The following is a 26,653-nucleotide window of genomic DNA, read 5'->3' as shown; positions in this document are numbered from 1 at the left end:
AATATTTACTTATTAGCATTGTATGAAGCAACTTGCTGAGTAAGGAATGAACTAGTCGTACTCATACTAGACATCAAGCTGTCTAACTTAGTGAATTGCGCACGATAACGAGCTTCAATAGCCGTAAGTCTTAATGTAATTGCATCAGCCTGTTTATCAAGCCGTGAAATAGAGCTATTAATCCCATCTGTTCTAGCGGCTAAAATACCAGTAGAATTTTGCAAACTAGTAATGACGCTATTTAACTGCGCAGCATAACCAATACTAAAATTGACAGTGCCCCGAGAGCCTGTCGTACCACCATTAACTCTAACAGTTAAGCCTTCGCTTACATCACCAGTTGCACCAACCAAACTGCCGTTAATGGCCGTAGCAGCAACGCCATTAATCGTGCCTGCAAGTGGAGATAAACTACTTACATTAATAGCGTAAGTACCCGCTTTTGTTTTACTGGTATTGCCTGAGTAGCTAATCTGAGGGTCAGTAGCTTTTGCTGATATTGTAAATAAGTTAGCTATATCAGTGAAGTTAGATGCAATTGCAGTATCAAGTTTGGTCGAATCTAAAGCCAATTGACCAGTGGCTTGGAATGATACCCCTATTTGAGTAAGCGAACTAAATGCTCCATTCGGGTTCACAGCATTCGTCATCACAGACTTTATCTTAGTAATGATTGAGCGAGTAGTTGCATCCCCCAACAAAGGGCCTGAGCTTTTTCCTGTAGGGTCATATTTTGTAAGACTACGTAGCGAAGTATCTAACTTATTGTAGGCATCAACAAATGCCGCCACAGAGGCCTTTACCACATCTTTATTACTTGCAACACTCAAATTAACGCTATCAGCACTAGTCGTAAGCAAATTCAGCGTTAAACCACCAATAGCATCAGTAATGGTATTGCTCGCCTTGACGACATCAATGCCATCAATGTTTAAAAGTGCATTCTTTGCCGCTTGCATTTCTGACATATTCTTACCACTACCTGATGTAACGGTAGGGTCGTACGCCAGCTGAGACAAACCGGCATTATCAGTATTGTTACCATCGCTATCAGTTGTTGTGATTTTTAAAGTATTTACCTCACCTGTGTCTTTCGATGTAATGACCAGATGATTGATAGTGCCATCATTCACAATACTTGCACTTACACTTGAGTTTGAAGCATTAATGGCATCACGTACGCCTGAAAGCGTGTTATTAGAACTATCAATGGTAATGCTTACATCAGTTTTAGCCGCATTAGGTGTAAATGAATTTGGAGTAATTGGTGCAATGGCAGTAGGGGGGTTATAAGTGCCAAATGAAATGGTTAAGGTACCCGTGCCTAGTGTATCAGCTACGTTTGCAGTGCCTGCAAATGTTAACTTTTGTGATTTAGCTAGCTGGTTAACTTTAATAGCACTGTCGCCTAAAGAAGCTGTGCCATTAGCTGTTGCGGTAAATACAGTCGCATTACTTGAAGTGACTGTTTGGGCGTTAAACTTAGAAGCACTTGAGAGCGCACTGACTGCTGTTTGAAAAGTTGACAAACTGCTATTCAAAGTACCATAAGCTGATATCTGAGTCTGGTAATCTGTTTTTTGTTGAGTAACAGCTGTAAGTGGTTTTTGTTCAATAGCCATTAAGCTGGTTACGATACTGTTTACGTCAAGGCCAGAACCTATACCTGGAGATGAAATGCTCATTTTTGTATATCCTTTTCTAACAACGACCACTTCAAACAACGACTACTTCATAAAGTGACTCAATTAACTGCTATTAAGTATATATCGACACCACTATTCAAAAACTTTAATCAAATCTACTTTAATACTTCAAATCTAAATACAGCTTCAGGAAATTACGACCCAGCGCGAACCAATGTAAAAAAATCGTGAAGGGTCGTCGTTCCAACAAAACTCAAACACAATACTTAATCATGTATCAAAACCGTAACAATTAGACTAGACGTAGAACATTAAGCTGTTTGCCTAATCATTAAACCTTGCAACTTATCTAGCGTTTTAGACATTGCCAATACCTCTTCATTTGGAATCTGCCTTAACACTTGTTTAGTAGCTGTATCAACCACTTTCACCACCATACGCTCTGACTGTGCATCTAATGAAAACTGTACAGTTTGTAGCGCGGGAGCTACAAGATCATTGAGTTTTTTAACTGCAGTTTCTAAATCTGTCTTGTCAACAAAAGGCTTAACATCACCTTTGGCATTTTCAGCCGCTACAACGGGTTTAAGCCCTGATGGGCTTGTTGTTTTATCAATGGCAATTTGAACACTGGCACTTTGCACAGCGGCCAGTTGCCTACCTGAACCATAACTATCAATCGATGAATTAAACATTACTTTCTCCTTTGCAAAACCCACAAGCTGATCAGGCCTGTGGGTGTTAAGGGTTTTACTCTTTAATTACGACTTAGCCTCTTAATAAAGCCAACACGCCGTTAGGTGATGAGTTGGCTTGAGCTAGCATTGCAGTACCTGCTTGTTGCAAGATATTAGCGCGGCTTAAGTTTGCAGTTTCAGTAGCGAAGTCAGCATCCATGATGCGTGATTTAGCAGCTGATTGATTTTCATTAGATACTTGTAAATTGCTCACTACAGATTCGAAGCGGTTTTGAATTGCACCCAATTTTGCACGTTCTGTATTTGCACTTGCTAAAGCAGTATCAATCGCACTAATCGCAGCAGTTGCCGCAGCAGCTGATGTAACACTACCCGCAATAGTTGCAGCTGTAATTGAGGCAGTTGTAATTGTGTCAGTAGTATCTGCACCTACTTGGAATGTTTGAGAAGTACCAAATACGGCAGCACCATTAAATTTTGTAGCAGAGCTTAGGCGAGTCACCTCTGCTGTTAATTGTTGGTACTCAGCATCTAAGTTTGCTTGGTCTGTACTTGTGTTAGTTCCGTTTGCTGATTGAACAGCTAATTCACGCATACGTTGTAATGCATCTGTTTGTTTCGCTAAACCACCTTCAGCTGTTTGTGAAAAAGAAATTGCGTCATTTGCGTTACGAATAGCAACTGCTTGACCACGAATTTGTGAGTCCATTTTAGTTGCAATAGCCAAACCAGCAGCGTCATCCTTAGAACTGTTAATGCGCATGCCTGATGATAAACGTTGCATTGCAGTTGATAATGAACTTTGTGATGCGCTTAAATTACGTTGTGTGTTTAATGAGTTAAGGTTTGTGTTAATTACTGAAGCCATGATAATTCTCCTAAATTTAAGTTAAGTTTTATTACACTCTGTCTTGCCTTTAGCGTTACAACTTGCTATCAAGTTGCGCTGCTGTTGTAACTATTATCGGTAGGCTTTTCAGAAAGTTTAGGGTTGTTTCTAAATTTTCTTTTTTGTCTTGCCGATTAAGCAATCCTGATGTAAAGAGTATCGGTGCGAGCTTTCAAAACTTTAGGAAGATTTAGCAGAATACCCATTATTGAGTAAAAAAAATTAAATATAACAGGGCTGAAGTCTTGACCAGCGTGCATTTGTAAAGAAAATATAGACCATAAAATTAATATGATTAAATTAAAGAATACCAGCCAACTTAGTTAAAAATGACGGTAAAAATGTAGATAGAATTGAAATAAAAAGAAAAGGGGAATTGTTTGAATTTAGAAAAAATACTCTAATACTTTAAGACAATGTTTCTCGTCATCCTTTAAATGGCCAGCTTCAAATAATAATTTAGCTTATTTAATATGAAGCTAAACTTGTATATTATTTGAAGAAGCCATTTCTTACGCGAATCTTTTTTAATTACTTGTAATGATCTTGCATCACTAACAATTTCAAGATGTCACCAAATTTAACTCTTCAGCAAGCTTTATAGCTCTTTCGGCAGTTAAGCCATACTTTTGCCCTAGCTCTAATGCTTCAGGCACAGAGTCAGTAAGGCCAGACTGCACTAGTACATCTATGTAACTTACCCAATATTGTTCGTTTGATGGGTTAGTATCCAAGGCAGCCTCGAACCATGGTATTGAAGCAGCAGGCCCTTTTTGAATAAAAGCTATGACACCTAAGTGAAAGTTAGCTTCGGCATGCTTTGGTTCTATTTCAAGAATTTCAACAAATAGTTGCTTAGCTTCATCCAACCTACCTGCTTGTTGATGCTCCAAAGCCATAAGTAATACATCTATGACTGCCAACTTCAAGTCATTATTAATTTTGGCCTGCGAGTTTGTGTTATCCATACTATCTGGGAAATAGCTACTCGCCAGATTCAAAATCTCTTTGTCATCTAGATTTGAAAGGCTTCCTAGTGACCATAAGTCAAAGCAGTGAGGTCGACACGTGCCAACCGCCTTAGTAAATCCAGCTGCCTCTAAGGTGGCAAGTAGCACATTAAGCGTAAATCCGCAGCGATGTGACATATAAAGGTTACCTTGACTCATTGGCGGCCTGTGTCCATACAGTATATCAATCGGAGCTATCGGCCCTGCTGGTGAAATGTAAGCTGGCTCAGTTAATTTATCTTCTACCACTAAAGCACATACCGATTTTAAATCTGGGCAAGTGATGACAACAAAACCATCACTGCGCAATACGCGTTTAAACTCCGACAATGCAATTGGAACCTCATGAGGATAAAGGTGCTCAATATTGTGTGATGAATAGATTGCATCGACACTTCCTGATGCTACTGCAGACATATCCGTCATGGTTCCAACCACGTCGGGGTTGACGTCGGGATTAATATCTAAGCGCAGCTCATTCCAGTCATCATGACTAAAGCCCTTTGGTCTCGTAGATTTGTGTGAGATAGGGTCGAAGTAAACAGGACCACAGCCGACATGCAAGAAAGTTTTCATTTTGTTCACCACTCTATTAAGTTATGATAAATTTAAAGTGGTCATTGAAATTGACTTGCGCTTAGCCAACACATTCAAAAAGTCCACTTGTCTAAAGGACATTATCATTCATGTGTAACTCAATAAAAGCTTTGATATGAGAGTGAAATACACTCCAAATTTATGAATTACTAGAGAGTTAATTGCTAGTATTTATTAATATTTTTATATCAATACGTTTAGAAAATTGGCAGGATTCCGGCGTCTACAACCTTTATTTGGGCTGTAATCATATTTAAATTGTAACTAGCACCAGCATGCTGAGGTTGTATAGTAAGAATTTCTTGATATAGCTGTTTAGCTTGCTCTAGCTGCCCAGCATTCTGATACTCCAAAGCCATTTGAAAAACTTCGCTAATGACATTTTGTAACTCTTGATTGTTAGAGTTACTTAACTGTATCTCACTTTCATTTGCAGCTTCTGTGCATTGCTCCCACTTATTGAGATAATCTTGATACTTCTCTCGCCAATACGCGCTGCCGATTGAAGCTGCGCGCTGCTGCGTCAGACTAATTAACCAAGTACCTAGCTTCAAACCACAAGCCCTAGCACTGCGGCAAAAATCCATATCAAAAAAATCATAATCAAACTGATGATCAAATCTAAGATTATTTAGTGCTATGGTGGATTTTTTTGTTGCGAGAAAAATGCCATCTAACAGCTCACATTCTGCGGGTGCTTTGCCAAAAACCTCCACTTCGCCAAAAGCATTCTTGCCATGTGCAATTTGCCCACTTAAATTATCCTCTTCATCCCAAGTAAATTGAGTATCCAAAAATGCCCAAGAAGGCTGATTTGGAAGTCTGCGATGATTGCCCGCAACGCCTATCACATCAAACTCACTCAAACCCTCTATAACTTTATCAGCTAAATTAGCTTCATCTATCCAAACATTATCCTGAATAAAAATTAGCACTGCGTCATCATTTGCTTGATCAATAAACTCATTCAATACCTCTGGCAATGAGCGGGAATTTTCGAAAGCAACATTAACGATAAATCTTGAACTCTGTTTAAGATGTCTTGGCAAAGAAAGACCTAGTGGAGACTTAGCCCAGAAGTCGCTTTCCGAATACGCTGTTGTACTGACAATGACCAAATCACTATTGAATGATTGCGCACATTTATCATCGGCACTTTGACTTAAAACTAAATCATCTTCATCTTGCTTAGGATTTTGTTTGGAATGATTCATTGATTTCTCATTCCACATTTCCCACAAAGCATTTTCCATATTTTTTGCAAATTGTGGTGCATTAAATAATGGGGAAACTAAGACCTTCTCCCTAAGCTCCATTCTCATTTGACTAAGTCGATGAACATCTGTCGCAATTGATAATGCCTTACTGACGTAGTCTTTTTTGCTTTCAGCAACCCATTCACCTAGCCCTGCTGCCGTCATCAAGCTAGCTCCTTGTCCTGCTATGAGCGTATCTCCTGCTAGTGTCAGAGTAGGAACACCCATCCATAAAGCTTCGCATGTAGTAGTACCTCCGGGATATGGGAATGTATCTAATATCATGTCAACCTCAGCATGGGCTTCTAAATACGCATCACGTGATACTGAACCTAACAATATCAACCTATCGGGTTCAATACCGTGCTTCGCTAAACGATTTCTTAGGTCATCAGCCACTGTAGCATCTGCAAAGGACTTACATTGCCAACGTAATCTGGAGGTTGGTAAGGCTTTCAACACTTCAGCCCATAAAGCAAGAACCTCATCGCCTGCTTTGACCATTGTTTGAAAACTAGCAAATGTAATATAACCATTTGCCAGCGCGGGTAATGGTGAAATATCTATTAATGAGCTGGGTGCTGTAAAACAAAGCCTTGTATCAGGTACGTACTTAACCTTTTCAATGAACTGTGTTTTATTTTGCTCTGGCACACCGATTTTATCAGCGATAAAAAAATCCATTGATGCCATACCTGTGGTGGCAAAATAACCTAACCAACTAACTTGTATCGGTGCCGGCCTGTAAGCAAATATAGGCAACCTGTTCTCAGCTGTATGTCCAGATAAGTCCATCAGAATGTGAATGCCTTGATTATGGATAAGCTCGGCCGCAGCCTGATCACTCAAGCCAACTAGAGATTTCCAGCCAGAGAAATGAGGTTTAAGCCTTGCAGTCAGTTCATCTTCCCGAATGTCTGTTGTATATGCAATTAACTCAAATCGTGAAGAGTCTATATGTTTAGCCAAGTTTTCTAAAAAATAGGCTACTGGGTGCTGACGTAAATCGCCAGAGACTAGTCCTACTTTCAAGCGCTTCACGTTGAGAACTTGTTGCCATGATGTGAATACATAACTTACCTTCTCATCAACGATTTGGCCATATTGACAAGCCTGCTCAAGTCTATACTCTGCGCTGTGCCCACCAGAGTAATTCAAGGTAAATAATAGATTACTTTTAGACTTAGTTGACTTCTGGTCAAACTTTAGCGCCTGTAAAAAAACAGACTCTGCCTCTTTAGCTAACCCTTGCGCCAAGTAATTGGTCCCCAGATTGATGTATGCATTGACATACTCTGGGTTAACTTCTATGGCTCTTCTGAGGCAGGCTTCAGCTCTCTTAATTTGCCCCTGGGCAACTAAAGGCAGACTCAAATTGCTATAGATTAAAGCTTCGTTAGCGTCTAATGTTATTGCTTTATCAAAAGCAGCTTCAGCCTCATTAAATCGCCCCATGTTATATAGAGTAAGCCCAAGATTGTTATACGCTTTCCAGAAATTAGGCTCAATTTTAATGGCATTTTGGTAACAGGCTTCTGCCTCAGAGTATCGTCCTTGCTCAGCCAGGGCTAACCCGAGATCGTTCTGAGCCTCCTCTAGCTGAGAGTTAATACTTAATGCCTTCTTAAAACAAGCGGTTGATTCAGCAATGTTACCCATGCTCTTTAACAATGAGCCTAGCTTAATATATGTATCAAAATTTTCTGGAGTGATTGTTAGCAATGTTCTGTAGCAAATCTCAGCCTCAGATAGTCGCCCCAATGTTTTTAAAACCCCACCTAGGTTGCTAAGAGCCTCTGCGTCATTAGGATTAATAGCAATGGCTTTCCTAAAGTTTGCTTCAGCTCCCGGCAGTTGCCCAGTTGCTTGGAAAGCAGCTCCCAATCCAACATATGCAATAGAAAAATTATCTTGTATGCTTAATGCCTGCTGAAAGTAGATGATAGCTTCAGAAAAAAAATCCTGTTCGTAAAGTACCTGAGCAAGATTACACATCGCCTGTACGTTATCCACTTCTATCCGCAAGGCACACTTATAACTTGCTTTGGCCTGCTCTAAACTATTCAGGCTTTTAAGTACATTACCTAAGTTGTAATGTGCCTTGGCAAAATTAGGAGTCAACTTAATCGCTTTTTTATAGTACTTAGCAGCATCGTCTAATTGCTGCTGATCATAAAAAAAATTGCCTAAGTTATATTGAGCCTCACTGTCTTTAGGCAGAAAGTCCGCGGCTTTTTGTAAAGCATCATGAGCTTGTTCGAACAAACCCAGTTGCTGAAAGACTGCACCTAAGACTTTCCAGCCAAAACCGTCTCGTGGATACCGTTGAGTAAAACTAAGGGCTAGTTGTTTACTTTCATCTAAGTGCCCATTATTAAACATGACAACTAAAGTGTTTATCTCAGAAACAGTAGGTTTACCATTAACTTTTGAAGTGGCTTCATGAGCTTGATTTGCAATTCGAGCACCAACTTTACCTTTGTCTTCTCGAGTAGACTTTATATTGCCTTCTGAGGTAATCATTACTCACCTTTATATCTTGCAATAGCGACATGTAATTCACATTGCCACTTTTGGATTAGCATTGAATGAAGTTAAATCGAATTTAAGAAATCCTAATTAAAATATACGCACCTTTACAATCACATTATCTAAAATAAAATGTAGAAAAGGTGTATAGAACAGAAGGGTAAAAATAGGTTAAATTAACTTTAAACATACTACAAATCACAATCAAACGGCCAAGGGCTAATGAGTAATTAATGTAATGCTCGATGAAATGTAAACGCTGAAAGAATAAGCTGAAAGAATAATTAGATTATTTATTGGTTTTTGAGCTGGTTAATTTTTTGTGAAATCAACTCACCTTGCTCTTGATCAAGCGGGTCGATTTTAACTTTGAGTGTTTCAAGCGCCGTTAAATCTTTTTGTAAATATGCAATGTCAGACAAAGCCACCAATGCATCTAAATGACGTGTATTTAAAGTTTGAGCTTTATTCAAGTCTTCTTTGGCTGATACTGTTTGATTTGCGCCCTCTTCTGCTAAACCTAAAAAGTACCAAGCATCGGATGATTTAGGTTCTTGCATAGTCCAAGCTTGCGCTATTTTCTTTAAAGCCACCCACTCCTTATTTTGGTAAGGAATGACCACCTGCATAAAATAAGGCCTTTGTTCTAAGGGTAGAGCCCAGAACGGCACATCATTCGTGTTCAATGACAATATATCTGGCGAGTCAAACAACGCTTTTATCCACTCTACAGGCAGGTTATAGAAGAAACCATGCGAACCTGGGCTTTTAAAACTGGTGATGCCAATAAGATTAAATTGTTGGTCAAACAAAGCACCACCACTTGAGCCCATGGCAAAAGCAGCACTGGTGCGAATCACCACGCTATCGTCTAACGGGTATGAGCCCTTAATGCTGCCATATGAAGGCTGCGGCACGTTATTGCCGATGGGATAACCTAGGCTGAATATCTCTTCCTCGTACTTCAAAGTACTGCTATCACGCATGGGCGCGACCTTAAATGGTAAGTTATCAAACTTCAGTAAACATAAATCATGCTTCCAGTCAGCTTTCAAACCGATTGGTTGATAGGCATCATGGTATTTAATAATGTTAGCGCCTTTGGCGTTAGCCAAAACATGGCAATTGGTCGCCACGTACTCCTTACTGACCACAACCCCAGAGCCATTACCGGTGATGCCATTAGGGAGCTCTACTGCAACCTGTACCAAAGAATCGCTCAGCGCCAAAATTTCACCTATATTAGGTTGAGCGTAGGCAATGGTTACATTTGCGCTTATTGCTGCAAGTAGAAGTAGCTTTCTCATCATTGATCCTTTAGTTATTGGTCTTTCATTATTGATTCTGCAATTAACCCCAAGTAAAAACCTAACTCTTGCTAGCAAGCCAATACAATGGATGCTGAGGCTGCTTTTTGAAAAGCAGCATATCGGCTTTTCTCATGGTTTCTATCGCCTCATAAAAAGAAATTTTTTGCTCTGAAGCAATGGCCTTAGCTAGCGGCTCCGCATATTTCCGCCAAGCAGGATCTTCACGAAAGCCTCTGTCTGCCATACAGTTCTTTAATACGTTCGCTTTTCGGCTCAGCAACTCTAGCTTTTGAAACTCAACTACTGGCGTCATGCCAATCACGGCTTTTTCTGAAATACCGACGCACTCATCGCCCATACGCTCCAGTTGCGTAACTTCTTGCTTAGTGGAACTTTGATTCTGGTTGTTTATTAGAAAGAACCAAGTCAAGAAAGCAAGAGTGAGGACTAAACCAATGGTTGGAATTGTTTTTTTCAAATCAAATCGCTTTCTTTAAATGAAAAATTTAACGATTTTTTAAAAATACTCATTAATATGATTAAGAGAATGAACCTAAGTTCCATACTAATCAAAGTTCGATATTAGAGTAGCACAGTGAATACGCTACTGACTTGCAGTAATTAGAAGAGATGTTTGGCAAAGGAATTGCCTGTGTTTGAACGGTGTCAATATAAAACAAAAGGGAGCATATAGCTCCCTTTTATCATTCACCAAGAGTCAGAATTAATTAACTGAATCTTTTAATGTTTTACCTGCAGTGAAAGCTGGCGCTTTACGTGCAGCGATTTTCAACTCAGCACCTGTACGTGGGTTGCGACCAGTACGAGCAGCACGTTGTGTTACTTTAAATGTACCAAAACCAACAAGCGTAACTGCATCACCATTTTTAAGTGCTGCTGTGATAGCTGCTGTCGTTGCATCAATAGCACGACCTGCATCCGCTTTAGTAAGACCAGCACTTGCTGCGATAGCATCAATCAATTCAGATTTATTCATATATTTAGTTCCCTTGATAAGTGTTTGTATAAAAGCACCGTTACTTTGCTGGCATTTAATTTAACTGTCAATTGTTTTATCACCATAAGTGCATCAATTTACATGTTTTAAAGCCCACAGTGCCATTTGTATCTAGATTCTATTCAAATTTACGCTATATCGTCAACATTAGGTACTCATTACCTTATCAATATTATTCATTTGTTTAAACTTTGATTCGTAGCTTTAGTGGTTTTTACATCAACCCTTAAACTTTAAATCCGACAACTTTAAATCTAAGTTTAAAAAAACAACGTAGTGACTATGTTGGCTAGCGTACAGACCTGATTAGCCCATACGCTTACTCTGCATTGTAGTTCTTTTACATTACTTATAGGAAATCACCATGAAAAATAAATCTCAGAACAACCATTCACATTTTAAATCTACTTTACTAGCTATGGCCTTAGCAAGCGCCGCATTAAGCACACAAGCCTTTGCTGCAGAAGACTTAAGCGATGCTAAGCAATCGGCCTACACCACTTCATTCAAGGCATTAGATGTAGATAACAGCAGCACATTAACTAAAGCGGAAGTAAAAGAAGAAAAACTTTTCGCTAAACACTTTGCTGCTGCAGATACAGATAAGGACGGTACGCTTGATGAACAAGAATATACTAATTACAAATCACAATCAGAACAGAAAGCTGTTAAACGTGTTGTAAAAGACAGTGTAATTACTTCAAAAGTTAAAGGTAGTTTATTAAAAGATGAAGGCTTAAAAAGCTTAAAAGTCAGCGTAAAAACTAATCACGGCGTGGTTTTGTTAAGTGGTTTTGTTGAAACAGAAGATCAGATTAAACAAGCTGGAAAAATTGCCTCTGAAATCGAAGGCGTTAAATCAGTTGAAAATAGTTTGTTACTTAAAAAAGAGTAATTCCAAATTCACCAATACCTAGTACGTGATTGTTTCAAGAAAGTTAATCTATTTGTGAAATTATTGTGTACTAGCTTTATATTAAGGAGATTCATCATGTTTAAAAAAACTTTTGCATTAATGCTTACTACCGTATTTCTAATAGGCAGCATAGCGGCATTAACAGGTTGTAATACTGTAGAAGGCGCTGGAAAAGACATTGAAAAAGGCGGCAAAGCGATTAAAGATGAGGCGAGTGAGCATAACTAACTCATTAAAAAAAAAGGATTTACTATGAAAAAATTATTACTGGTTTTAAGCCTAATGGTCATTGGTTTGAGTGGTTGCTATGTACGAGGATACGATGACGGACATCATCGAGATTCCGGCCGTCATGAGGGTAATGAGCATCATGATCATGACGACGGTAGGAATGATCATGGTAATGATCATGATGATCGTAGAGATAATCGATAAGCGCTTCTCAATTCAAAGTGAGTGAGTAAGCGATGCAGTAATAAACATATAGACCTTCAATACAAAACAGACTGGTACTAAAACCTTAGCGCCAGTCTGTTTCACCAAAACCATCATGCCCTAGGAAAGTGTAGTAGATACCTAATGTACCAGTTGATTGCTTTCTGTCATCAAGATTAGAGAAAGTTGCATCACGCTGATTCCACTGATATTTGATTGAAACTGCATGTTTTTCTTGAATGCGGTAAGTAAAAGCAACATCTGCGCGCACAATGTTGTCATGCCCACCTTGGTGTTCATTATCGACATCACTGACAAAATATTCGCGACCAGTAAAATCTAAAGAAGCTTTTTTGCCAAAAATAGCACGTAACTCCACTAAGCCCTGTGGCGCCACACCATAGTGATAATCTTCTTCAGTTTTACCATTATTGGTACCTACCGCTGCATAGCCTAAACCGCCCATGATTGTACTTTGTAACGCAATTGATTCACTCAGCCATAACTGCCCAGTGGTACCTAATGATAAGGCTGTGCTGGAAATTCGAAAAGTTTGCGGTGAAATGTAATCATAGCTGCCATATAAACCCCATATGCCACGATAATTATCACCCGCTTGGTACTCAGTACCAAACAGTAGGCCACGCGTCATTAAATTTTCAAATACATTAGCAGTTGAAGCCGTACTTTGAAAAACAAAATAGTCAAAAGGGCGTGTATAAGTGTAGCCTGGCTTGCCTGGCAGACCATAACCTAGTACGAAATCTAATTGGCCATCATTACGTTTAATTTCATCTGCAGTGCCTGGGCTACCACTCACGGTGTTGCTAATGCCAAGCTGCAAGCGGCTGTAGTAAGCAGGATCATTGCTTGCAAAAACTGCATCAAACCTATCGCCTAAAGCAAATCGGTTGAAACCAGCGGATGGTGAGATCATTGCGGCGCCTGCCTCACGCCAGACACTTGGCGTGCTACCGCCTCGCTCAAGCACTAAGTTTGACATTCTAAATAATGCCTCGCCGAGAAAAGAACCACCGAATCCTGTTGAAATCATATCATTTTTGGAAGGTGGTACTTTTTCACCCGCTATCTCCCAGAAGGCGCTACCGCCTAGCGTATAACCTAAGGACTCCCAATAGTTCAGCCCCGCAGATCGCGCGAAACCATGATACATAGAACCTTGATAAGGATGCCCTAGCTGGTTGATGCTAAAAGGATCTTTATCATCCTTCCAACTGCTTGATAGATTATGTCTAATTGTATTTAAATTTGAGTCGTAATCTGAAATCCCGCTGTAACGGCGATTAAACTGATTTAAAAGGAAATCAAACCCAACAATCTCTGCTGCCGGAATTAAGTAGCTTTTATTCGCTTCTCTTTTAACGACCAGTTCTTTTTTGGGTTCGAGATTATTTTTTGATTCATCAACCATGCTAGCTTCATCGGCAAATGCCGAATTTGCTGATGCTGTATACAATATGGTGATGGCACTGATAACTACCCTCTTCATACTGCCAAGCTTTGGTAATGAGGATAATTTAGAGCTCAGTTTTTTTGTTTTCATGTTAAATTTTCTGTAATTTAATCGAGGTGATTTGAGCAATATCGCCCTAGCGTTTAAATTACAGTATATTTAACAATGGCTCTGTGGGTTAACGTACATATCAGCAAGACAAAGCTATAAATAAATTATAAAGTCTATTGCTGCGTCTGCTGGCGCTTATACTCGCTACGTTTCATATCAAGGTATTCATCTAGCTCAACTTCATGCAATTGGCTGGCATATTGCTCACTGTTGCTATACCAATAGTGCAAGCTTTTCTCTAGCTGAGTATCGGTTGGCGAGGTAAGCGCTGCAAGATAAGCATCGATTGCCAAGTAGTAGCGCATAGTATTGCGCTCCACCACGCCTCGAATACCTTGAATATAAGTGGGCTGCCCATCACTATGTTTGCCAGTGATAGTAAATCCAACTTTACTTCTGCCTACTGTGGCGAGGTACGATTGCATAGCAAGTCGACCAGCCAGTCCAAAAGAATAGGCATATGTGAAATGTAAGAAAGTATGCCCATCTTTAAGCGGTGTCGCCTCTATCAAAATACGATAATCAGAGGTACCTAAAGGCCCTTCTTTAGCATCAAATTCTGCTACAAAATAATTTGGTGTGGTAATGATGTCTTGATACTTGAACTCAATTCGATAGGTATCTGCCAAGGGTTGCGGGTATTTTTTACCAATATTCAACGTCAGTACATTTCCGCTCTGATTACTCGCCATATTGCAGTATTTGACATTGAGATTGAGTACCATCGCATCGCACCAATGCGCAGGATTGCTAAGTGCCGAATTGAAAGTAGAGAATGGATAATCCACTACCGCATAAATCTCCCCTTTTAAATCATGCGAAGATTCTTCTGAGTGGAGAAATAAGGCGCGGTTAAACTGATTATTTTCAAGTTGCTTACTCAACTCGGTATGCTTTGCTTTTAATGCGGCGACGGATGCATTGACCGCATAAACTTCATCTGTAGCAAAGGACTTTTCACTGATAATTAAACTGAATAAAAGTATCACGAGCATTGACACAGAGCGCCATGCGCCAACTTTAAGAACTTGACTGTACTGTTTCATTTATAAAAAACGCGCCCATAAGCGAGCTGCTCGCTCTTTGATGCGCGCCGCGATTGAACGACTTCTCCATGATTCAAGTGTGATGAGTGTAGACGACTCTAAGTCTTTTTCAAACATACTTTGCATTTGCGTGCCAAAACCTTGCCCTAACACCACAGCGTTTATTTCCTGATTATTGGTAAAGCTCCGCCAATCAAGATTTGTCGAGCCTATGGTCGACCAAACACCATCTATCATCGCGGTTTTCGCATGCAATAAGGCGTCCTGTCTTTCATAAATCTTCACATTGGCTGTGAGCAGTTCATCGTAATAAGACCGCGATGCGTAAAATACCATCGTCGAATCGGTTTTTTCAGGTAATAGGAGCCGCACATCTACACCACGTTGAACAGCCTCTTTCAATGCAGTCAGTAGCTTTGGATCTGGTACAAAATAGGCGTTAGTAATGAACACTTGGGTTTCCGCGCTATTGATGGCAGAAATCAAGGTTGAGTAAATCTGGCTATAAGGCTCATCTGGCGAACTGCCAATAGCACGTACCACTTCACTACCTTTAACTGGATAGTCTGGAAAATAGTTTTTGACAGCCAGAGTTTGGCCTTTTTGCTGGCTCCAAGTCGTCATAAACAGCTTCTGAAACTCACTGACCACTGGACCTTCCATGCGCAAATGGGTGTCGCGCCATGGCTGTTTGTTTTTTGTGGTTTTTGATCTACCGAATGAACCGCTAGAATAAACACTACTAATATTGATACCGCCTACAAAGGCAATCTGTCCATCAACAATCAACAACTTACGATGATCACGCTGATTTACTTGCCAACCTTTACGCGTCACCAGAGGATTAATGGGGTTGTATTCCAATACGTTGATACCACTTGCTTTTAACGCATCAAAAAATGTGGTTGGCGTGCTGATGGACCCTACACTGTCATATATGAGGTTCACCTGCACACCACTAGCTTGCTTAGCAATAAGAGCCTTAGCAAAGCGCTGCCCAATTTCATCATCTTCAATGATGAAAGTTTCCATATTGATATGGTCTTTTGCACTCTCTATGGCGGCAAACATCGCATCATAAGTAGTTGGACCATCAATCAACAGCTCTACTTTATTACCCACCACTAAAGGGCTGCCAACGATTTCCGCTTCAAGTGCCAAGTGTTTGTCAAAGATATTGGTATCGTCACCGTTCTTTTGCAGTTTAGCGATAATGGCTTTACTTTGCTTGGCGCTCAACTCGCCATTCGCGCCATTCAATTTAACTGGGTGCGCTTGTTGCATGGCCATATCCGGCACCATCGTTGGGATTGATGTACAGCCTACAAGTAAGGTCAGCGCTAGCATGGTGGCTAGATTTGCAACTCTTGCGCGCGCATTTTTTTTAATAGTCATCATATTCCCTACGGTTCAAGATTGAAGTACAAAAATTACCACCATACACAAAAATCATTGAAATGCTTGGAGTTATGTATGCTTTTTCTAAGTCTAATACGTTTGAAGTTTATATGTATGTGCGATATCGAACAGATGCGTATATATATAGTTAGTAATATTGGTCAAATCTGCTTACCTCGGCAGAGGCTAATAAGACTATCTGGATTCATAGATTGGAGGCTGTAAATGTTAAAAGTTCGCCATATCACTATTGTATTGTTCATGCTGTTTAGCTCGGCAGCCTCGTCTGCCGTACAAATGAATGTAAATATAGGTATTAACGTGCCAGCTTACCCGAGATTTGCACTTGTGCCTGGTTATCCAGTCTATTACGCACCACAAATGGAAGCTAATTACTTCTTTTATGATGGCCTTTACTGGGTTTACCAAGATGACAACTGGTATGAAAGTTCATGGTATGACGGCCCTTGGTGGTTTGTAGACCCAGACGAAGTACCGTTATTTTTACTTCGAGTGCCTGTGCGCTATTACCTTATGCCACCTTCCTACTTTATTGGCTGGCAATATGATGCGCCTCCACGTTGGGGTGACCACTGGGGTCGCGACTGGGATCAACATAGAAGAGGCTGGGATAGATGGGATCGCCACGCCGTTCCATCACCTGCACCTTTGCCTGCCTATCAGCGAAACTATTCAGGGGATAGGTATCCTAAACAAATAGAGCACCAAAAAGAACTTCGTCAGCAAAATTATGGTTTTCAGTCTCGCGATCCGGTTGTGCGTAAACAAAATGAACACCCACAAACTATTCGTGAACAAAACCATGATCAAACAACTCCTAGGGAAGAAATTCAACGTGGGAAACCTGATCAGGATAGACAAGAAACCAACCATAACAAAGGTTATGAACAGCGATCTAACCCTCGCAATGACTCACCTCAACAGGTGATGCCTACTCAACAAAATAACTCACAAAGCTATGATCAAAATCGATCTAAGAACGAGATCATGAGAGATCAAAAATCAATGCCAAATAGTCAGCAGCAAAGAGAGATGAGAGTTGAACAGCCAAATCAGAGGCATGAGCAGAGAGTGATTCAACCGCAAGAGCAGCAGCAACAGGCTACTCAGCAAAAGGAGAGAGATAATCATCAAGGAAACAACCAAGAAAGACAACCAAGGCAAGAACAAAGCCGAGAAAGAGGAAATAGACGTGACGATTGATGTCATTCAGCCGATTAAAAAAATGTAAGGTAATAATACGCAATATCAAAACAATAAGTAGTTCAATTAAATAAGGAGAATTAATATGAAGCGTTTAATCTTAGCAGCTGCAGTCGTTGCTGCAACAATAAGTGCACCAGCTTTTGCTGCTGATGTAGGGGTATCAGTGAGTATTGGCCAGCCAGGGTTCTACGGTAGATTGGATATAGGTGGCTACCCACAACCACAAGTGATTTACAGTCAGCCTAGAGTGGTTGAGCGCGTGTACGTAGAACGCGAACCTGTTTACATGCGTGTTCCACCAGGGCATGCGAAGAACTGGCGTAAATATTGCCATAGGTACAACGCATGTGGCGAGCGTGTCTACTTTGTGCAAGACAACTGGTACAACCAAGAGTACGCGCCACGTTACCAAGAGCAACATTACAACCACAGAGATGATCGTCGTGACGAACACCACGATGAGCGTCATGATGAACGCGGTAATGACCACAGAGGTGATGATCATCAAGGTAATGACAACCGTGGTAATGGACATGGATACGGCCACGATAAGCATTAGTTATTTGTAATACTTTTCTAACGCTTTAATGCCCCCATATCTCCGCAAATGCGGAGATATTTTTTTCTGCCTATCACTGTCACATTCGCGGCTTAAAATCTCTAAGCAATATGTACGTTAGCGCACAGATTGGTTTTTAAATGCATAGCATGATGTCATCACTGAGCTAACAAGCACTTTGTTAAGCCGTACAAATTGAGTATTTCGGTTTACATGTTTAATTGGGAGTATAAAAATGCTTGAAACAATTGCAATTATATTGGTTATTCTTTGGTTACTTGGCTTGGTGTCATCGTATACCTTGGGTGGGTTCATCCACATACTTTTAGTCATTGCGATTGTGATGATATTGGTGCGCTTTATTGGGCGCTAAAACTTAAGCTATAGCGACTTAGACAAGTGCTGCTTATACGACTATGCGAGCTCACTTCTGGAGAAAATAAAATGAATGCAATCAAAATGTTGGCCGTAGTATTAATCGTTGCTGGTGGTCTTGGGTTGGCATATGGTGGTTTTAGCTACACTAAAGAAACTCATCAAACAAAAATTGGTCCAATTGAACTCTCCGTAAAAGATACTGAGAGAGTTAACGTACCCATTTGGGCAGGCGTCGCAGCGATAGTCGCAGGATTAGTCCTGCTAGTAGCGCGCAAGTAACAGTTTTGGTTAATAGGCAAAAGTAGTAAAGATTTTTTAATAGTTATTTAATTTTTAAGTTCACGGAGAAAAACATGGAAAAATTATCAGATCAGTTCGACCAAGATCAATTAATCAACGAGTTTAAAGCGGTAGTTGCCGATGCAGAAGCTTTAATCAAAGCAACGGCAAACTCAGGTGACGATAAGTTATCAGATTTGCGCGCTAGGGCCGAAGAGTCGCTCGGTATTGCAAAAGCTAGAATCATGGATATTCAAACTGAAGTGCTTGCCAAAACTAAAGCGGCTGCTAAAGCTACAGATGCCTATGTGCATGAAAATCCATGGCGCTCAATCGGCTTTGCTGCAAGTATCGGTGTAGTGGTTGGCTTGCTGATTAGCCGTCGCTAATTCAATAAGCCATGACAAATAAAACGTCTACAAGCCGTTCTACAAACAGCCTAGGTCTGTTTGAATCAATCAAGGCACTGACTTCAACGTTGGTAGCGGTTGTTCATACACGCCTAGAGCTGCTTTCCACGGATTTAGAAGAGGATAGAGAACGCTTGATGTCACTTGTCATGCTGTCTCTCATCGCTCTTTTTAGCTTATTAATAGCCGCTGTACTAGTCACTATTACACTGGTGGTAGCATTTTGGGATAGTTATCGCGTACTTGCACTTGCTTCAGCTTCAGGCGTATTTATTATCGTAGGCGCTGCTACTTGGCTAGCCGCTGTGCGTCAGGCTAAAAAGAAACCTAAAATGTTTGTTTCAAGCCTGCTGGAGCTAATCAAAGACCGCCAGCAACTTGATGTTAATTAAATGAGTTATCCATTGCAAAAATTAACAGTTCGCCGACAGCGTTTAATTGCACAAGCCGAATCGCAGAGAGTGTTGTTAGCCCAAAACGCTGACTCTTTGCGTAAACCTTTAGCGATGGCAGATAAAGGTTTAAATGTGCTGCGTTACATTAAGCATCACCCCATTGTAGTTGCTGGCGGTGGTGCTACCCTACTTTCAATCGCCAACCCAAATGGCATCACAAAATGGCTTAGACGTGGTTGGCTTGCTTGGCAGCTAACTAAAAAAATCATCAATAAGTAAAGTCGTACATTTACATTGGCTTGCAAAAAAGCCCACTTCAAACAAATTCCTGCAATGTGCGTTAACAGACAGAGTAAACGCCTCAATCAACGTAATCTACAAATAACGCAACAACAAGATAACTGAATTAGTTATTTTTTGTCGACCTTAGTGATGATTATTGATTATCACGTAACTAACTGCAAAGGAATAAAAATGAACTGGAATCAAATTGAAGGTAATTGGAAACAATTAAAAGGTAATGTTAAACAACAATGGGGCAAGCTGACTGATGATCAGATTGATGTCATTGCAGGCAAGCGCGAGCAACTAGCTGGCAAGATTCAAGAAGTCTACGGTAAGGCCATGGACGAAGTCGAAAAAGAACTGACCGAATGGCAAAACATGCAAAAAGATAACGATCAAAGCACTAAAGAAACTAAAGGTCATTAGCCATGAACGACCCTACTTTTAAAGCAATTGAGCGTAAAGTCAATTTGGCTTTGTGCTTTGTCGCGGTGGTGATCGTAGTAGGCTTAACCTTCAGCTCCTTCGCAACTGCAAAAAGTATGGCGGGTACTGAATACAGATTTTTAGAAAATAATATTACAGTTAAGTTTAATGACGCTAAATTGCGCTGCGGTCCAGTCACAAGTGTTGCATTTGATAAATGTATTGCTGATGCGGAGTCAATTCGAAATACATCTAAATTAGAACTTGATGCCCAACGTAAAGCCATGGTCGGTACTAAGCATGAGTCTAGGTCTAGCGGCAATACGGCCAAATTAAATAGTCACAGCAATATTAAATCAAACAATACCAACACGATGCCCGTGATGGATGAACTTACCCCAGCTTTTAAGAAAACACGTTTAATTTAAAGTAAAAAATGTAAATTTTATGAGCATTTCAATCAATAGTTAGAAAGCGATCAAAAAATGACACAATTACCAAGCAAAGAAAACCTTGTAAAACCTGCGGCTGATTTAGCCATACTATCCGACATTAAAACCCTACGTGCACACGCGCGCAAAGATATTGAAGAAGGTGCTGTGACATCAGGCTACGCTGCGGATAGAAAAGTTGTTATTAAGCTGCTAAATGAGGCACTTGCTACAGAGCTAGTCTGCGTATTACGTTATAAACGCCACCACTTTATGGCAAAAGGCATTCATTCAGAATCTATTAAAGCTGAGTTTTTGCAACATGCCAATGAAGAAATGGCTCATGCAGATCTTTTGGCAAAGCGTATTACCGAACTAGGCGGCGAGCCAGATTTTTCACCTGACGGTTTAAGTCAACGTAGTCATGCTGAATATGTAGCAGGCGACACACTTAATACCATGATTAAAGAAGATTTAATCGCTGAGCGCATTGCCATTGAAAGCTACCGTGAAATGATTGCCTATCTGGCAGATGCTGACCCAACGACCCAGAAATTGCTAAAAGAAATTTTAGCAATGGAAGAAGAACATGCGGAAGACCTTGCGTCACTGATGTCTAACATAAAGCCTGAGATGCCCAATTTAGTGATGTAACCATTATTTATAAATTGGCATTAACACATATTGCGGTTTAGCCTGAATAAGGCCTTACCGCTTTTTATCTTTGGGTTTTACTCCCCTAAAATTCCACTGCTACGTTAATTGATAGCCTGCAAATAGCATTTTAAAAATTAGAGTGTTGTCTAATTTCATCATTCGCAACCCTCTGTGTGACAGCGTACAGAACTATTCGTCATAGCGCGCTATTCTGATTTTGTAACGTAAATGCTAAGTTTGAACACTTAGTCTACTTGATGGCTACAAATCGTAGCCACAATTTTAAAACTAAAAGGATACATGATGAATAATTCAATATTAATGACCGCACTGGTTGCCGCACTATTTCTTAGCGCTTGCGATAAAACCCCAGTGGTAGTCAATGTTCCAGCAGAAACTGTTGTAGTGCCTGGTCCTGCCGGTCCAGCGGGCAAAGCTGGTGAGCAAGGTGTTGACGGAAACAAAGGCGACAAGGGCAACATGGGTAATACTGGTGTTCAAGGCAATGAAGGCATCCAGGGCGATACAGGCCAGGCCGGTGAAACTGGCAAATCTGGTGACACGACTGTCATTATTACACCACCAGCAGAACCTGCTCCAGCAAATTGATTCTAACCGCTAGCTACTCAAGGAATACACCATGTCATTAGGCACTATATTACTAATTATTTTGATTTTAATGCTCGTAGGCGCCATTCCCAGCTGGCCTCATAGCAAAAACTGGGGCTATGGTCCTAGTGGTGGGCTTGGTTTAATCGTAATTATTCTGATTGTGTTAGTATTATTAGGCAGAATATAGCGAGTCAGTCTCAATGCCTGCTTTGAAATATAAGTCTAAATATAAGTTCAGAATAAATCAGCAGCGGTTAAGCACTCTGCTGATTAGCCTGTCATTTATTGCACTGCTCGCATGCAGTGCAACAGCTAAAACTCCAGTACCTTTAAGTGTAGGCGTAATCCCTGATTTACCAGCGCCACAACAATCACTCATTCCAACTGTGAACATCGCGACCGCTGTAGGTTGGCCAGCTAACACTACACCAATTGCGGCCACTGATTTAGCCGTAAAATCATTTGCACGTGATTTAGATCACCCACGCTGGCTGTATGTATTGCCAAATGGTGATGTACTCGTTGCCGAAACCAATGCCCCAGCCAAGCCAGAGGACAATAAAAGCATCAAAGCAAAAATCCAAGGCATGGTCATGAAGCGGGCTGGCGCTGGCGTATCGAGTGCTAATCAAATTACCTTATTGCGAGATACCAATGGCGATGGCATAGCGGATGTCCGCTCTGTATTGCTGGAGGGCTTGAACGCCCCCTTTGGCATGTCGCTTGTTGGAAATAAGCTCTACGTTGCCAATTCAGACGCCATTATGATGTTTCCATACACTAACGGCGATTTGCAGATTAGCGTAGCAGGTACTAAATTGACTGATCTTCCAGCAGGCTTACGCAATCACCATTGGACTAAAAACATTATCTCTAATGCCGATGGCTCTAAATTATACGTGACGATTGGCTCAAACAGCAATGTGGCAGAAAACAGCATGGAAGCGGAAATAGATAGAGCTGCTATTTGGGAAGTTAACATCAAAACTGGTACACACCGCACATTCGCTTCAGGTTTACGCAACCCCAACGGATTAGCATGGGAGCCTAAAAGCAACAAACTATGGACAGTAGTCAACGAACGCGATGAGCTAGGCAATGACTTAGTACCCGATTATTTAACTTCAGTGCAAGATGGCGGCTTTTACGGCTGGCCATATAGTTATTATGGGCAGCATGTGGATGAACGTGTAAAGCCTCAGCAACCGGCATTGGTCGCAAAAGCTATTGTCCCAGATTACGCATTAGGCGCACATACCGCCTCGCTTGGTCTAGCATCTTCATATGGAACAAGTTTGCCAGAGCGTTTTAGCAATGGCATGTTTATTGGTCAACATGGTTCTTGGAATCGGAAACCTTTCAGTGGTTACCAAGTTATATTTGTACCTTTTAGCGACGGAAAACCAATAGGGTTACCGTTAAACGTATTAACATGCTTTTTAAGTGAGGATGGTAAAGCCTATGGTCGCCCTGTTGGCGTTGCCCTAGATAAGCGCGGCGCCTTATTAGTGGCGGATGATGTAGGAAATATAGTGTGGCGTGTCACCGCTAAAACTAAAAAGCGGTAGAATAGTTGCCCTCAAAATAAACCGTTAGTGCATCAGCATTACAAAAGTCAACATTGGAATAAAATTGAAATTTAGATTTATCACGTCCGCCCTATTCATCATCATGTCAACTAGCGCGGTTGCAGAAGAGTCTGCAAAACCTAGCATATGGTCACGTGCGCAAGATTCACTGTCTAAAACATGGCAGTCACAAGATTATGAGCTGTATGTTCCCATTAACACATGGCATAACCGAAGCTACTATACCCAAGAAAAAATTGATGAATACAATGAGCGCCCATGGGGCTTAGGTATTGGTAAATATCGCTTTGATGAAGATGGTGACTGGCATGCCTTATACGCCATGGCATTTGAAGACTCTCACGATGAGATTGAACCCGTTGCAGGATATGGCTTTCAAAAAACCTGGCGCCCTGCTGAAGATGTACGTCTAGGCCTTGGCTATACCGTTGGTGTGACCATGCGTGGAGATATGCACTACATCCCTATTCCAATCATCGCACCTTTATTTTCAGTAGATTATAAAAAATTGGCACTGCAATCTACGTATATTTTTGGTGGCGAAGGTAACGGCAATATATTGTTCACATGGGTACGCTGGCAACTAGATTAATTTATTTGTTTAAATTCCGCTCAGTTTATTAGTATCACTCTAAGTAAAGGTGGATTTACTTAGGATTTTCGTAATCGCAGTGCATTAGTAATCACGGATACTGAACTTAAGCTCATTGCTAGCGCCGCAATCATCGGTGAAAGTAACCATCCAGTAAATGGATAGAGCACTCCAGCAGCCAATGGCACACCAAGCGAATTGTAAATAAAAGCAAATCCTAGGTTTTGTTTCATATTGGCAATCGTCTGTTCAGAGATAACTCTTGCTTGGGCGATGCCGCGCAGGTCGCCTTTGACTAGCGTGACTTGCGCGCTGTTCATCGCCACATCGGTGCCTGTCCCCATTGCAATGCCGATATCTGCTTTAGCTAAGGCTGGCGCATCGTTAATGCCATCTCCCGCCATTGCCACAATACGACCTTCGCCCTGTAGCTTGGAGACTAATGCCAGTTTATCGGCAGGTTTAACTTCACCATACACTTCAGTTATACCTAATGTGGCAGCAACGGCTCGCGCTGTAGTTAATCCATCACCTGTTGCCATAATCACACGAACTCCAGCTGATCTAAGCGTGCTTAGTGCATCTTCTGTTTTTTCTTTAATAGGATCAGACACTGCAAGCAAACCAGCCACCTGCCCATTAACGGCCAATAAAATCACGCTACTGCCCACGCTACGCAAAGCCTCTGCTGCGGATTTTAACGATTCTATATCGACATTTAACTGAGTCATCAACGCATTATTACCTAGTGCTAATTGCTTACCATCCACGCGCCCTGTAACGCCGATGCCAGTAATGGATTCAAAACTCTCAACCTTACTGAGTTCAAGTTTGCGCTCAAGCGCCGCTTGCACGATTGCATCAGCCAACGGATGCTCACTGCCTTGATCTAAGCTCGCAGCTAGGCGCAGTACTTCGTCTTCCGTATAGCCACTACATGGAACGGCGGTGTCAAATCGAGGTTTGCCTTCGGTTAACGTGCCAGTTTTATCAACAATCAATGTATCTACTTTGCGAAAGTTTTCAATAGCTGCAGCATCACGAAATAGTATGCCTTGTGTTGCAGCTTTACCTGTGGCGACCATGATAGACATCGGTGTAGCAAGACCTAAGGCACAAGGACAAGCAATAATAAGAACAGCGACCGCATTGATAAGACCATACACCCAACTGGAAGCGTGATTGATTTGTGGCCCAAATAATCCCCAGCAGAAAAAAGTAAGAATTGAAACACTCACAACGGCAATCACGAAATAACCCGCGACTTGGTCTGCCATTCGCTGCATCGGCGCTCTGGAACGTTGCGCCTGAACGACCATTTGAACGATGCTGGCTAACACTGTCTGCGAGCCCACTTTTTCAGTGAGCATCAAGATGGCGCCAGTGGTATTCATTGTCGCGCCAATCAGTTTGTCGCCAATGCGTTTGGTCACTGGCAGCGGCTCTCCAGTCAGCATGGATTCATCTACCGCACTGCCGCCTTCAAGCACAACACCATCGACTGGCACCTTCTCTCCTGGGCGTACACGCAAAGTATCACCAACATGAACATGCGTAAGCGGTATATCTTCCTCACCGCCATCGGCATTGATTCTTCTAGCTGTTTTTGGTGCTAATCCAAGTAAAGATTTGATTGCTGCTGAAGTTTGTGAGCGTGCCTTGAGTTCAAGAACCTGCCCAAGTAGCGTTAATGAAATAATGACGGCTGATGCTTCAAAATAGACCGACACACGCCCCATGCTCATAAAAGATACTGGGAAAATATTAGGGGCTAACGTTGCAACAACACTATAGATAAAGGCTGCAGAGGTACCTAGAGCTATCAGTGTCCACATGTTTGGGCTACGGTTAATAATAGATTGCACACCACGCTGAAAGAACGGCCAGCCAGCCCATAAAACGATTGGTAGCGTTAGCAGCATTTCAATCCAACTTTGTGTCGCCATTTCAAACCACTGTAAACGATGACCAACCATTGCTAGAAAGGTGACAATAACGGTTAAAGGTAAAGTCCAGATAAATCGTCGTTTGAAATCTGTTAGCTCTGGATTTTCACCATCATCAACAGTTGGCATTTCCGGCTCCAGCGCCATGCCACATTTGGGGCAGCTACCTTGATGATCTTGCCTCACATCAGGGTGCATTGGGCAGGTATAAATGATATGAACGCTATCAATAACCGTTGCTTGTTCAACGTTCGATTTTTCATCAGTCATTGCTGCAAATGGCGCCTTGGCATGCACCATAAACTTGGCTGGATTAGCGGCAAACTTCGCTTTACAACCAGCGTTACAAAAATAAACTGGCTGGCCTTCGTGTTGCAATACATGCGGAGAATCTGCAGTAACTGTCATACCACACACAGGATCTATTAAATGTGTGGTGTTGATTTTAGTTGCACTTGAAGAACAACACGAATGTGCTTTTATGGGCTCTACATTAACTTGCTTTAAATGGTTAGATTCCGATTCTCTCATCAC

At 41.2% G+C, this 26,653-nt stretch carries 29 protein-coding genes; 17 read left to right on the top strand and 12 right to left on the bottom strand.

Features of this window, described 5'->3' with window-relative positions:
* Positions 1–5: 5 nt before the first annotated feature.
* From fliD to M301_RS05075, 8 genes are all read right to left on the bottom strand, one after another.
* Entirely contained in the window at positions 6–1,685 is a 1,680-nt protein-coding gene (gene fliD, locus M301_RS05110; protein WP_013147696.1) for a flagellar filament capping protein FliD, read from the bottom strand.
* Between the two features lie 272 nt (positions 1,686–1,957).
* A complete protein-coding gene (locus M301_RS05105; RefSeq protein WP_013147695.1) occupies positions 1,958–2,341 on the bottom strand; it encodes a flagellar protein FlaG in 384 nt (127 codons plus the stop codon).
* 73 nt (positions 2,342–2,414) lie between these two features.
* Positions 2,415–3,212: a flagellin N-terminal helical domain-containing protein gene (locus tag M301_RS05100; protein ID WP_013147694.1), complete on the bottom strand. Its 798-nt coding sequence runs from the start codon at positions 3,210–3,212 to the stop codon at positions 2,415–2,417.
* 584 nt (positions 3,213–3,796) lie between these two features.
* The gene (locus M301_RS05095) at positions 3,797–4,819 is read right to left on the bottom strand and encodes a tetratricopeptide repeat protein (protein ID WP_013147693.1); all 1,023 of its coding nucleotides are present in this window, start codon (positions 4,817–4,819) and stop codon (positions 3,797–3,799) included.
* A 218-nt stretch (positions 4,820–5,037) separates the two neighbouring features.
* Positions 5,038–8,619, bottom strand: a complete 3,582-nt coding sequence (locus M301_RS05090; protein ID WP_013147692.1) for a tetratricopeptide repeat protein — start codon at positions 8,617–8,619, stop codon at positions 5,038–5,040.
* Positions 8,620–8,918: 299 nt separating this feature from the next.
* Positions 8,919–9,935: a S1 family peptidase gene (locus M301_RS05085; protein ID WP_238524667.1), complete on the bottom strand. Its 1,017-nt coding sequence runs from the start codon at positions 9,933–9,935 to the stop codon at positions 8,919–8,921.
* A gap of 58 nt (positions 9,936–9,993) precedes the next feature.
* Entirely contained in the window at positions 9,994–10,413 is a 420-nt protein-coding gene (locus M301_RS05080; protein ID WP_013147690.1) for a hypothetical protein, read from the bottom strand.
* Positions 10,414–10,659: 246 nt separating this feature from the next.
* A complete protein-coding gene (locus M301_RS05075; RefSeq protein WP_013147689.1) occupies positions 10,660–10,932 on the bottom strand; it encodes an HU family DNA-binding protein in 273 nt (90 codons plus the stop codon).
* Between the two features lie 385 nt (positions 10,933–11,317).
* Here M301_RS05075 and M301_RS05070 point away from each other — a divergent pair, with 385 nt between their 5' ends.
* From M301_RS05070 to M301_RS14505, 3 genes are all read left to right on the top strand, one after another.
* Positions 11,318–11,848, top strand: coding sequence for a BON domain-containing protein (locus tag M301_RS05070; protein WP_013147688.1), 531 nt, complete (start codon positions 11,318–11,320; stop codon positions 11,846–11,848).
* 96 nt (positions 11,849–11,944) lie between these two features.
* Positions 11,945–12,097 (top strand): entericidin A/B family lipoprotein, encoded by a 153-nt coding sequence (locus M301_RS14175; RefSeq protein ID WP_013147687.1) that lies wholly within the window; start codon positions 11,945–11,947, stop codon positions 12,095–12,097.
* 24 nt (positions 12,098–12,121) lie between these two features.
* Positions 12,122–12,304 (top strand): hypothetical protein, encoded by a 183-nt coding sequence (locus M301_RS14505; protein ID WP_013147686.1) that lies wholly within the window; start codon positions 12,122–12,124, stop codon positions 12,302–12,304.
* Positions 12,305–12,389: 85 nt separating this feature from the next.
* Here M301_RS14505 and M301_RS05065 read toward each other — a convergent pair whose 3' ends face one another.
* From M301_RS05065 to cls, 3 genes are all read right to left on the bottom strand, one after another.
* Positions 12,390–13,868 carry a DUF3943 domain-containing protein gene (locus M301_RS05065; protein WP_013147685.1) on the bottom strand — a complete coding sequence of 493 codons (1,479 nt, stop codon included), beginning with the start codon at positions 13,866–13,868 and terminating at the stop codon, positions 12,390–12,392.
* Between the two features lie 134 nt (positions 13,869–14,002).
* Complete coding sequence (locus M301_RS05060) at positions 14,003–14,935, bottom strand: hypothetical protein (RefSeq protein ID WP_013147684.1); 933 nt, start codon at positions 14,933–14,935, stop codon at positions 14,003–14,005.
* Positions 14,936–16,330: a cardiolipin synthase gene (gene cls, locus M301_RS05055; protein ID WP_013147683.1), complete on the bottom strand. Its 1,395-nt coding sequence runs from the start codon at positions 16,328–16,330 to the stop codon at positions 14,936–14,938. It lies immediately after the preceding gene.
* A 228-nt stretch (positions 16,331–16,558) separates the two neighbouring features.
* On the opposite strand from cls, the gene M301_RS05050 reads away from it, so the two are divergent.
* The 14 genes from M301_RS05050 (at position 16,559) to pagP (ending at position 24,173) form a co-directional block, all read left to right on the top strand.
* Positions 16,559–17,557 carry a hypothetical protein gene (locus M301_RS05050; RefSeq protein ID WP_013147682.1) on the top strand — a complete coding sequence of 333 codons (999 nt, stop codon included), beginning with the start codon at positions 16,559–16,561 and terminating at the stop codon, positions 17,555–17,557.
* Between the two features lie 85 nt (positions 17,558–17,642).
* The gene (locus M301_RS05045) at positions 17,643–18,119 is read left to right on the top strand and encodes a hypothetical protein (RefSeq protein ID WP_013147681.1); all 477 of its coding nucleotides are present in this window, start codon (positions 17,643–17,645) and stop codon (positions 18,117–18,119) included.
* Between the two features lie 235 nt (positions 18,120–18,354).
* Positions 18,355–18,492 carry a lmo0937 family membrane protein gene (locus M301_RS14500; protein ID WP_013147680.1) on the top strand — a complete coding sequence of 46 codons (138 nt, stop codon included), beginning with the start codon at positions 18,355–18,357 and terminating at the stop codon, positions 18,490–18,492.
* A 71-nt stretch (positions 18,493–18,563) separates the two neighbouring features.
* Positions 18,564–18,776: a hypothetical protein gene (locus tag M301_RS05040; protein ID WP_013147679.1), complete on the top strand. Its 213-nt coding sequence runs from the start codon at positions 18,564–18,566 to the stop codon at positions 18,774–18,776.
* 74 nt (positions 18,777–18,850) lie between these two features.
* Positions 18,851–19,165 (top strand): ElaB/YgaM/YqjD family protein, encoded by a 315-nt coding sequence (locus M301_RS05035; protein ID WP_013147678.1) that lies wholly within the window; start codon positions 18,851–18,853, stop codon positions 19,163–19,165.
* 11 nt (positions 19,166–19,176) lie between these two features.
* The gene (locus tag M301_RS05030; protein ID WP_013147677.1) at positions 19,177–19,578 is read left to right on the top strand and encodes a phage holin family protein; all 402 of its coding nucleotides are present in this window, start codon (positions 19,177–19,179) and stop codon (positions 19,576–19,578) included.
* A gap of 12 nt (positions 19,579–19,590) precedes the next feature.
* The gene (locus M301_RS05025) at positions 19,591–19,860 is read left to right on the top strand and encodes a YqjK-like family protein (protein ID WP_190274934.1); all 270 of its coding nucleotides are present in this window, start codon (positions 19,591–19,593) and stop codon (positions 19,858–19,860) included.
* 195 nt (positions 19,861–20,055) lie between these two features.
* Positions 20,056–20,292 carry a CsbD family protein gene (locus M301_RS05020; RefSeq protein ID WP_013147675.1) on the top strand — a complete coding sequence of 79 codons (237 nt, stop codon included), beginning with the start codon at positions 20,056–20,058 and terminating at the stop codon, positions 20,290–20,292.
* Positions 20,293–20,294: 2 nt separating this feature from the next.
* Positions 20,295–20,720 (top strand): hypothetical protein, encoded by a 426-nt coding sequence (locus tag M301_RS05015; protein ID WP_013147674.1) that lies wholly within the window; start codon positions 20,295–20,297, stop codon positions 20,718–20,720.
* A gap of 57 nt (positions 20,721–20,777) precedes the next feature.
* Positions 20,778–21,377: a ferritin-like domain-containing protein gene (locus M301_RS05010; protein ID WP_013147673.1), complete on the top strand. Its 600-nt coding sequence runs from the start codon at positions 20,778–20,780 to the stop codon at positions 21,375–21,377.
* A 303-nt stretch (positions 21,378–21,680) separates the two neighbouring features.
* Positions 21,681–21,989 (top strand): collagen-like protein, encoded by a 309-nt coding sequence (locus M301_RS05005; protein ID WP_202943940.1) that lies wholly within the window; start codon positions 21,681–21,683, stop codon positions 21,987–21,989.
* Between the two features lie 31 nt (positions 21,990–22,020).
* A complete protein-coding gene (locus tag M301_RS14385) occupies positions 22,021–22,179 on the top strand; it encodes a DUF3309 family protein (RefSeq protein WP_013147671.1) in 159 nt (52 codons plus the stop codon).
* Positions 22,180–22,192: 13 nt separating this feature from the next.
* Complete coding sequence (locus M301_RS04995; RefSeq protein WP_013147670.1) at positions 22,193–23,560, top strand: PQQ-dependent sugar dehydrogenase; 1,368 nt, start codon at positions 22,193–22,195, stop codon at positions 23,558–23,560.
* Positions 23,561–23,624: 64 nt separating this feature from the next.
* Positions 23,625–24,173 (top strand): lipid IV(A) palmitoyltransferase PagP, encoded by a 549-nt coding sequence (gene pagP, locus M301_RS04990; RefSeq protein ID WP_013147669.1) that lies wholly within the window; start codon positions 23,625–23,627, stop codon positions 24,171–24,173.
* Between the two features lie 59 nt (positions 24,174–24,232).
* Here the strand turns inward: pagP and M301_RS04985 are convergent, their stop codons facing one another.
* On the bottom strand, positions 24,233–26,650 hold the full coding sequence (locus M301_RS04985) for a heavy metal translocating P-type ATPase (protein WP_013147668.1): 2,418 nt from the start codon (positions 26,648–26,650) through the stop codon (positions 24,233–24,235).
* Positions 26,651–26,653 lie beyond the last annotated feature (3 nt).

This window comes from Methylotenera versatilis 301, from assembly GCF_000093025.1.
GTDB lineage: Bacteria > Pseudomonadota > Gammaproteobacteria > Burkholderiales > Methylophilaceae > Methylotenera > Methylotenera versatilis.
The sequence above is the reverse complement of the archived record's forward strand: the minus strand, read 5'-3'. Positions and strand labels throughout refer to the sequence as shown.

Coding starts and splice junctions, on each gene's coding strand:
- M301_RS14505 (WP_013147686.1), top strand. CDS start 12,122: ATGAAAAAATTATTACTGGTTTTAAGCCTAATGGTCATTGGTTTGAGT.
- M301_RS14500 (WP_013147680.1), top strand. CDS start 18,355: ATGCTTGAAACAATTGCAATTATATTGGTTATTCTTTGGTTACTTGGC.
- M301_RS05020 (WP_013147675.1), top strand. CDS start 20,056: ATGAACTGGAATCAAATTGAAGGTAATTGGAAACAATTAAAAGGTAAT.
- M301_RS05015 (WP_013147674.1), top strand. CDS start 20,295: ATGAACGACCCTACTTTTAAAGCAATTGAGCGTAAAGTCAATTTGGCT.
- M301_RS05060 (WP_013147684.1), bottom strand. CDS start 14,935: ATGAAACAGTACAGTCAAGTTCTTAAAGTTGGCGCATGGCGCTCTGTG.
- M301_RS05030 (WP_013147677.1), top strand. CDS start 19,177: ATGACAAATAAAACGTCTACAAGCCGTTCTACAAACAGCCTAGGTCTG.
- M301_RS05040 (WP_013147679.1), top strand. CDS start 18,564: ATGAATGCAATCAAAATGTTGGCCGTAGTATTAATCGTTGCTGGTGGT.
- M301_RS05095 (WP_013147693.1), bottom strand. CDS start 4,819: ATGAAAACTTTCTTGCATGTCGGCTGTGGTCCTGTTTACTTCGACCCT.
- fliD (WP_013147696.1), bottom strand. CDS start 1,685: ATGAGCATTTCATCTCCAGGTATAGGTTCTGGCCTTGACGTAAACAGT.
- M301_RS05005 (WP_202943940.1), top strand. CDS start 21,681: ATGATGAATAATTCAATATTAATGACCGCACTGGTTGCCGCACTATTT.
- M301_RS14385 (WP_013147671.1), top strand. CDS start 22,021: ATGTCATTAGGCACTATATTACTAATTATTTTGATTTTAATGCTCGTA.
- M301_RS05050 (WP_013147682.1), top strand. CDS start 16,559: ATGTTAAAAGTTCGCCATATCACTATTGTATTGTTCATGCTGTTTAGC.
- M301_RS05105 (WP_013147695.1), bottom strand. CDS start 2,341: ATGTTTAATTCATCGATTGATAGTTATGGTTCAGGTAGGCAACTGGCC.
- M301_RS05090 (WP_013147692.1), bottom strand. CDS start 8,619: ATGATTACCTCAGAAGGCAATATAAAGTCTACTCGAGAAGACAAAGGT.
- M301_RS05065 (WP_013147685.1), bottom strand. CDS start 13,868: ATGAAAACAAAAAAACTGAGCTCTAAATTATCCTCATTACCAAAGCTT.
- M301_RS05070 (WP_013147688.1), top strand. CDS start 11,318: ATGAAAAATAAATCTCAGAACAACCATTCACATTTTAAATCTACTTTA.
- M301_RS05075 (WP_013147689.1), bottom strand. CDS start 10,932: ATGAATAAATCTGAATTGATTGATGCTATCGCAGCAAGTGCTGGTCTT.
- M301_RS14175 (WP_013147687.1), top strand. CDS start 11,945: ATGTTTAAAAAAACTTTTGCATTAATGCTTACTACCGTATTTCTAATA.
- cls (WP_013147683.1), bottom strand. CDS start 16,330: ATGACTATTAAAAAAAATGCGCGCGCAAGAGTTGCAAATCTAGCCACC.
- M301_RS04985 (WP_013147668.1), bottom strand. CDS start 26,650: ATGAGAGAATCGGAATCTAACCATTTAAAGCAAGTTAATGTAGAGCCC.
- M301_RS05100 (WP_013147694.1), bottom strand. CDS start 3,212: ATGGCTTCAGTAATTAACACAAACCTTAACTCATTAAACACACAACGT.
- M301_RS05085 (WP_238524667.1), bottom strand. CDS start 9,935: ATGATGAGAAAGCTACTTCTACTTGCAGCAATAAGCGCAAATGTAACC.
- M301_RS05045 (WP_013147681.1), top strand. CDS start 17,643: ATGAAGCGTTTAATCTTAGCAGCTGCAGTCGTTGCTGCAACAATAAGT.
- M301_RS05035 (WP_013147678.1), top strand. CDS start 18,851: ATGGAAAAATTATCAGATCAGTTCGACCAAGATCAATTAATCAACGAG.
- M301_RS04995 (WP_013147670.1), top strand. CDS start 22,193: ATGCCTGCTTTGAAATATAAGTCTAAATATAAGTTCAGAATAAATCAG.
- M301_RS05010 (WP_013147673.1), top strand. CDS start 20,778: ATGACACAATTACCAAGCAAAGAAAACCTTGTAAAACCTGCGGCTGAT.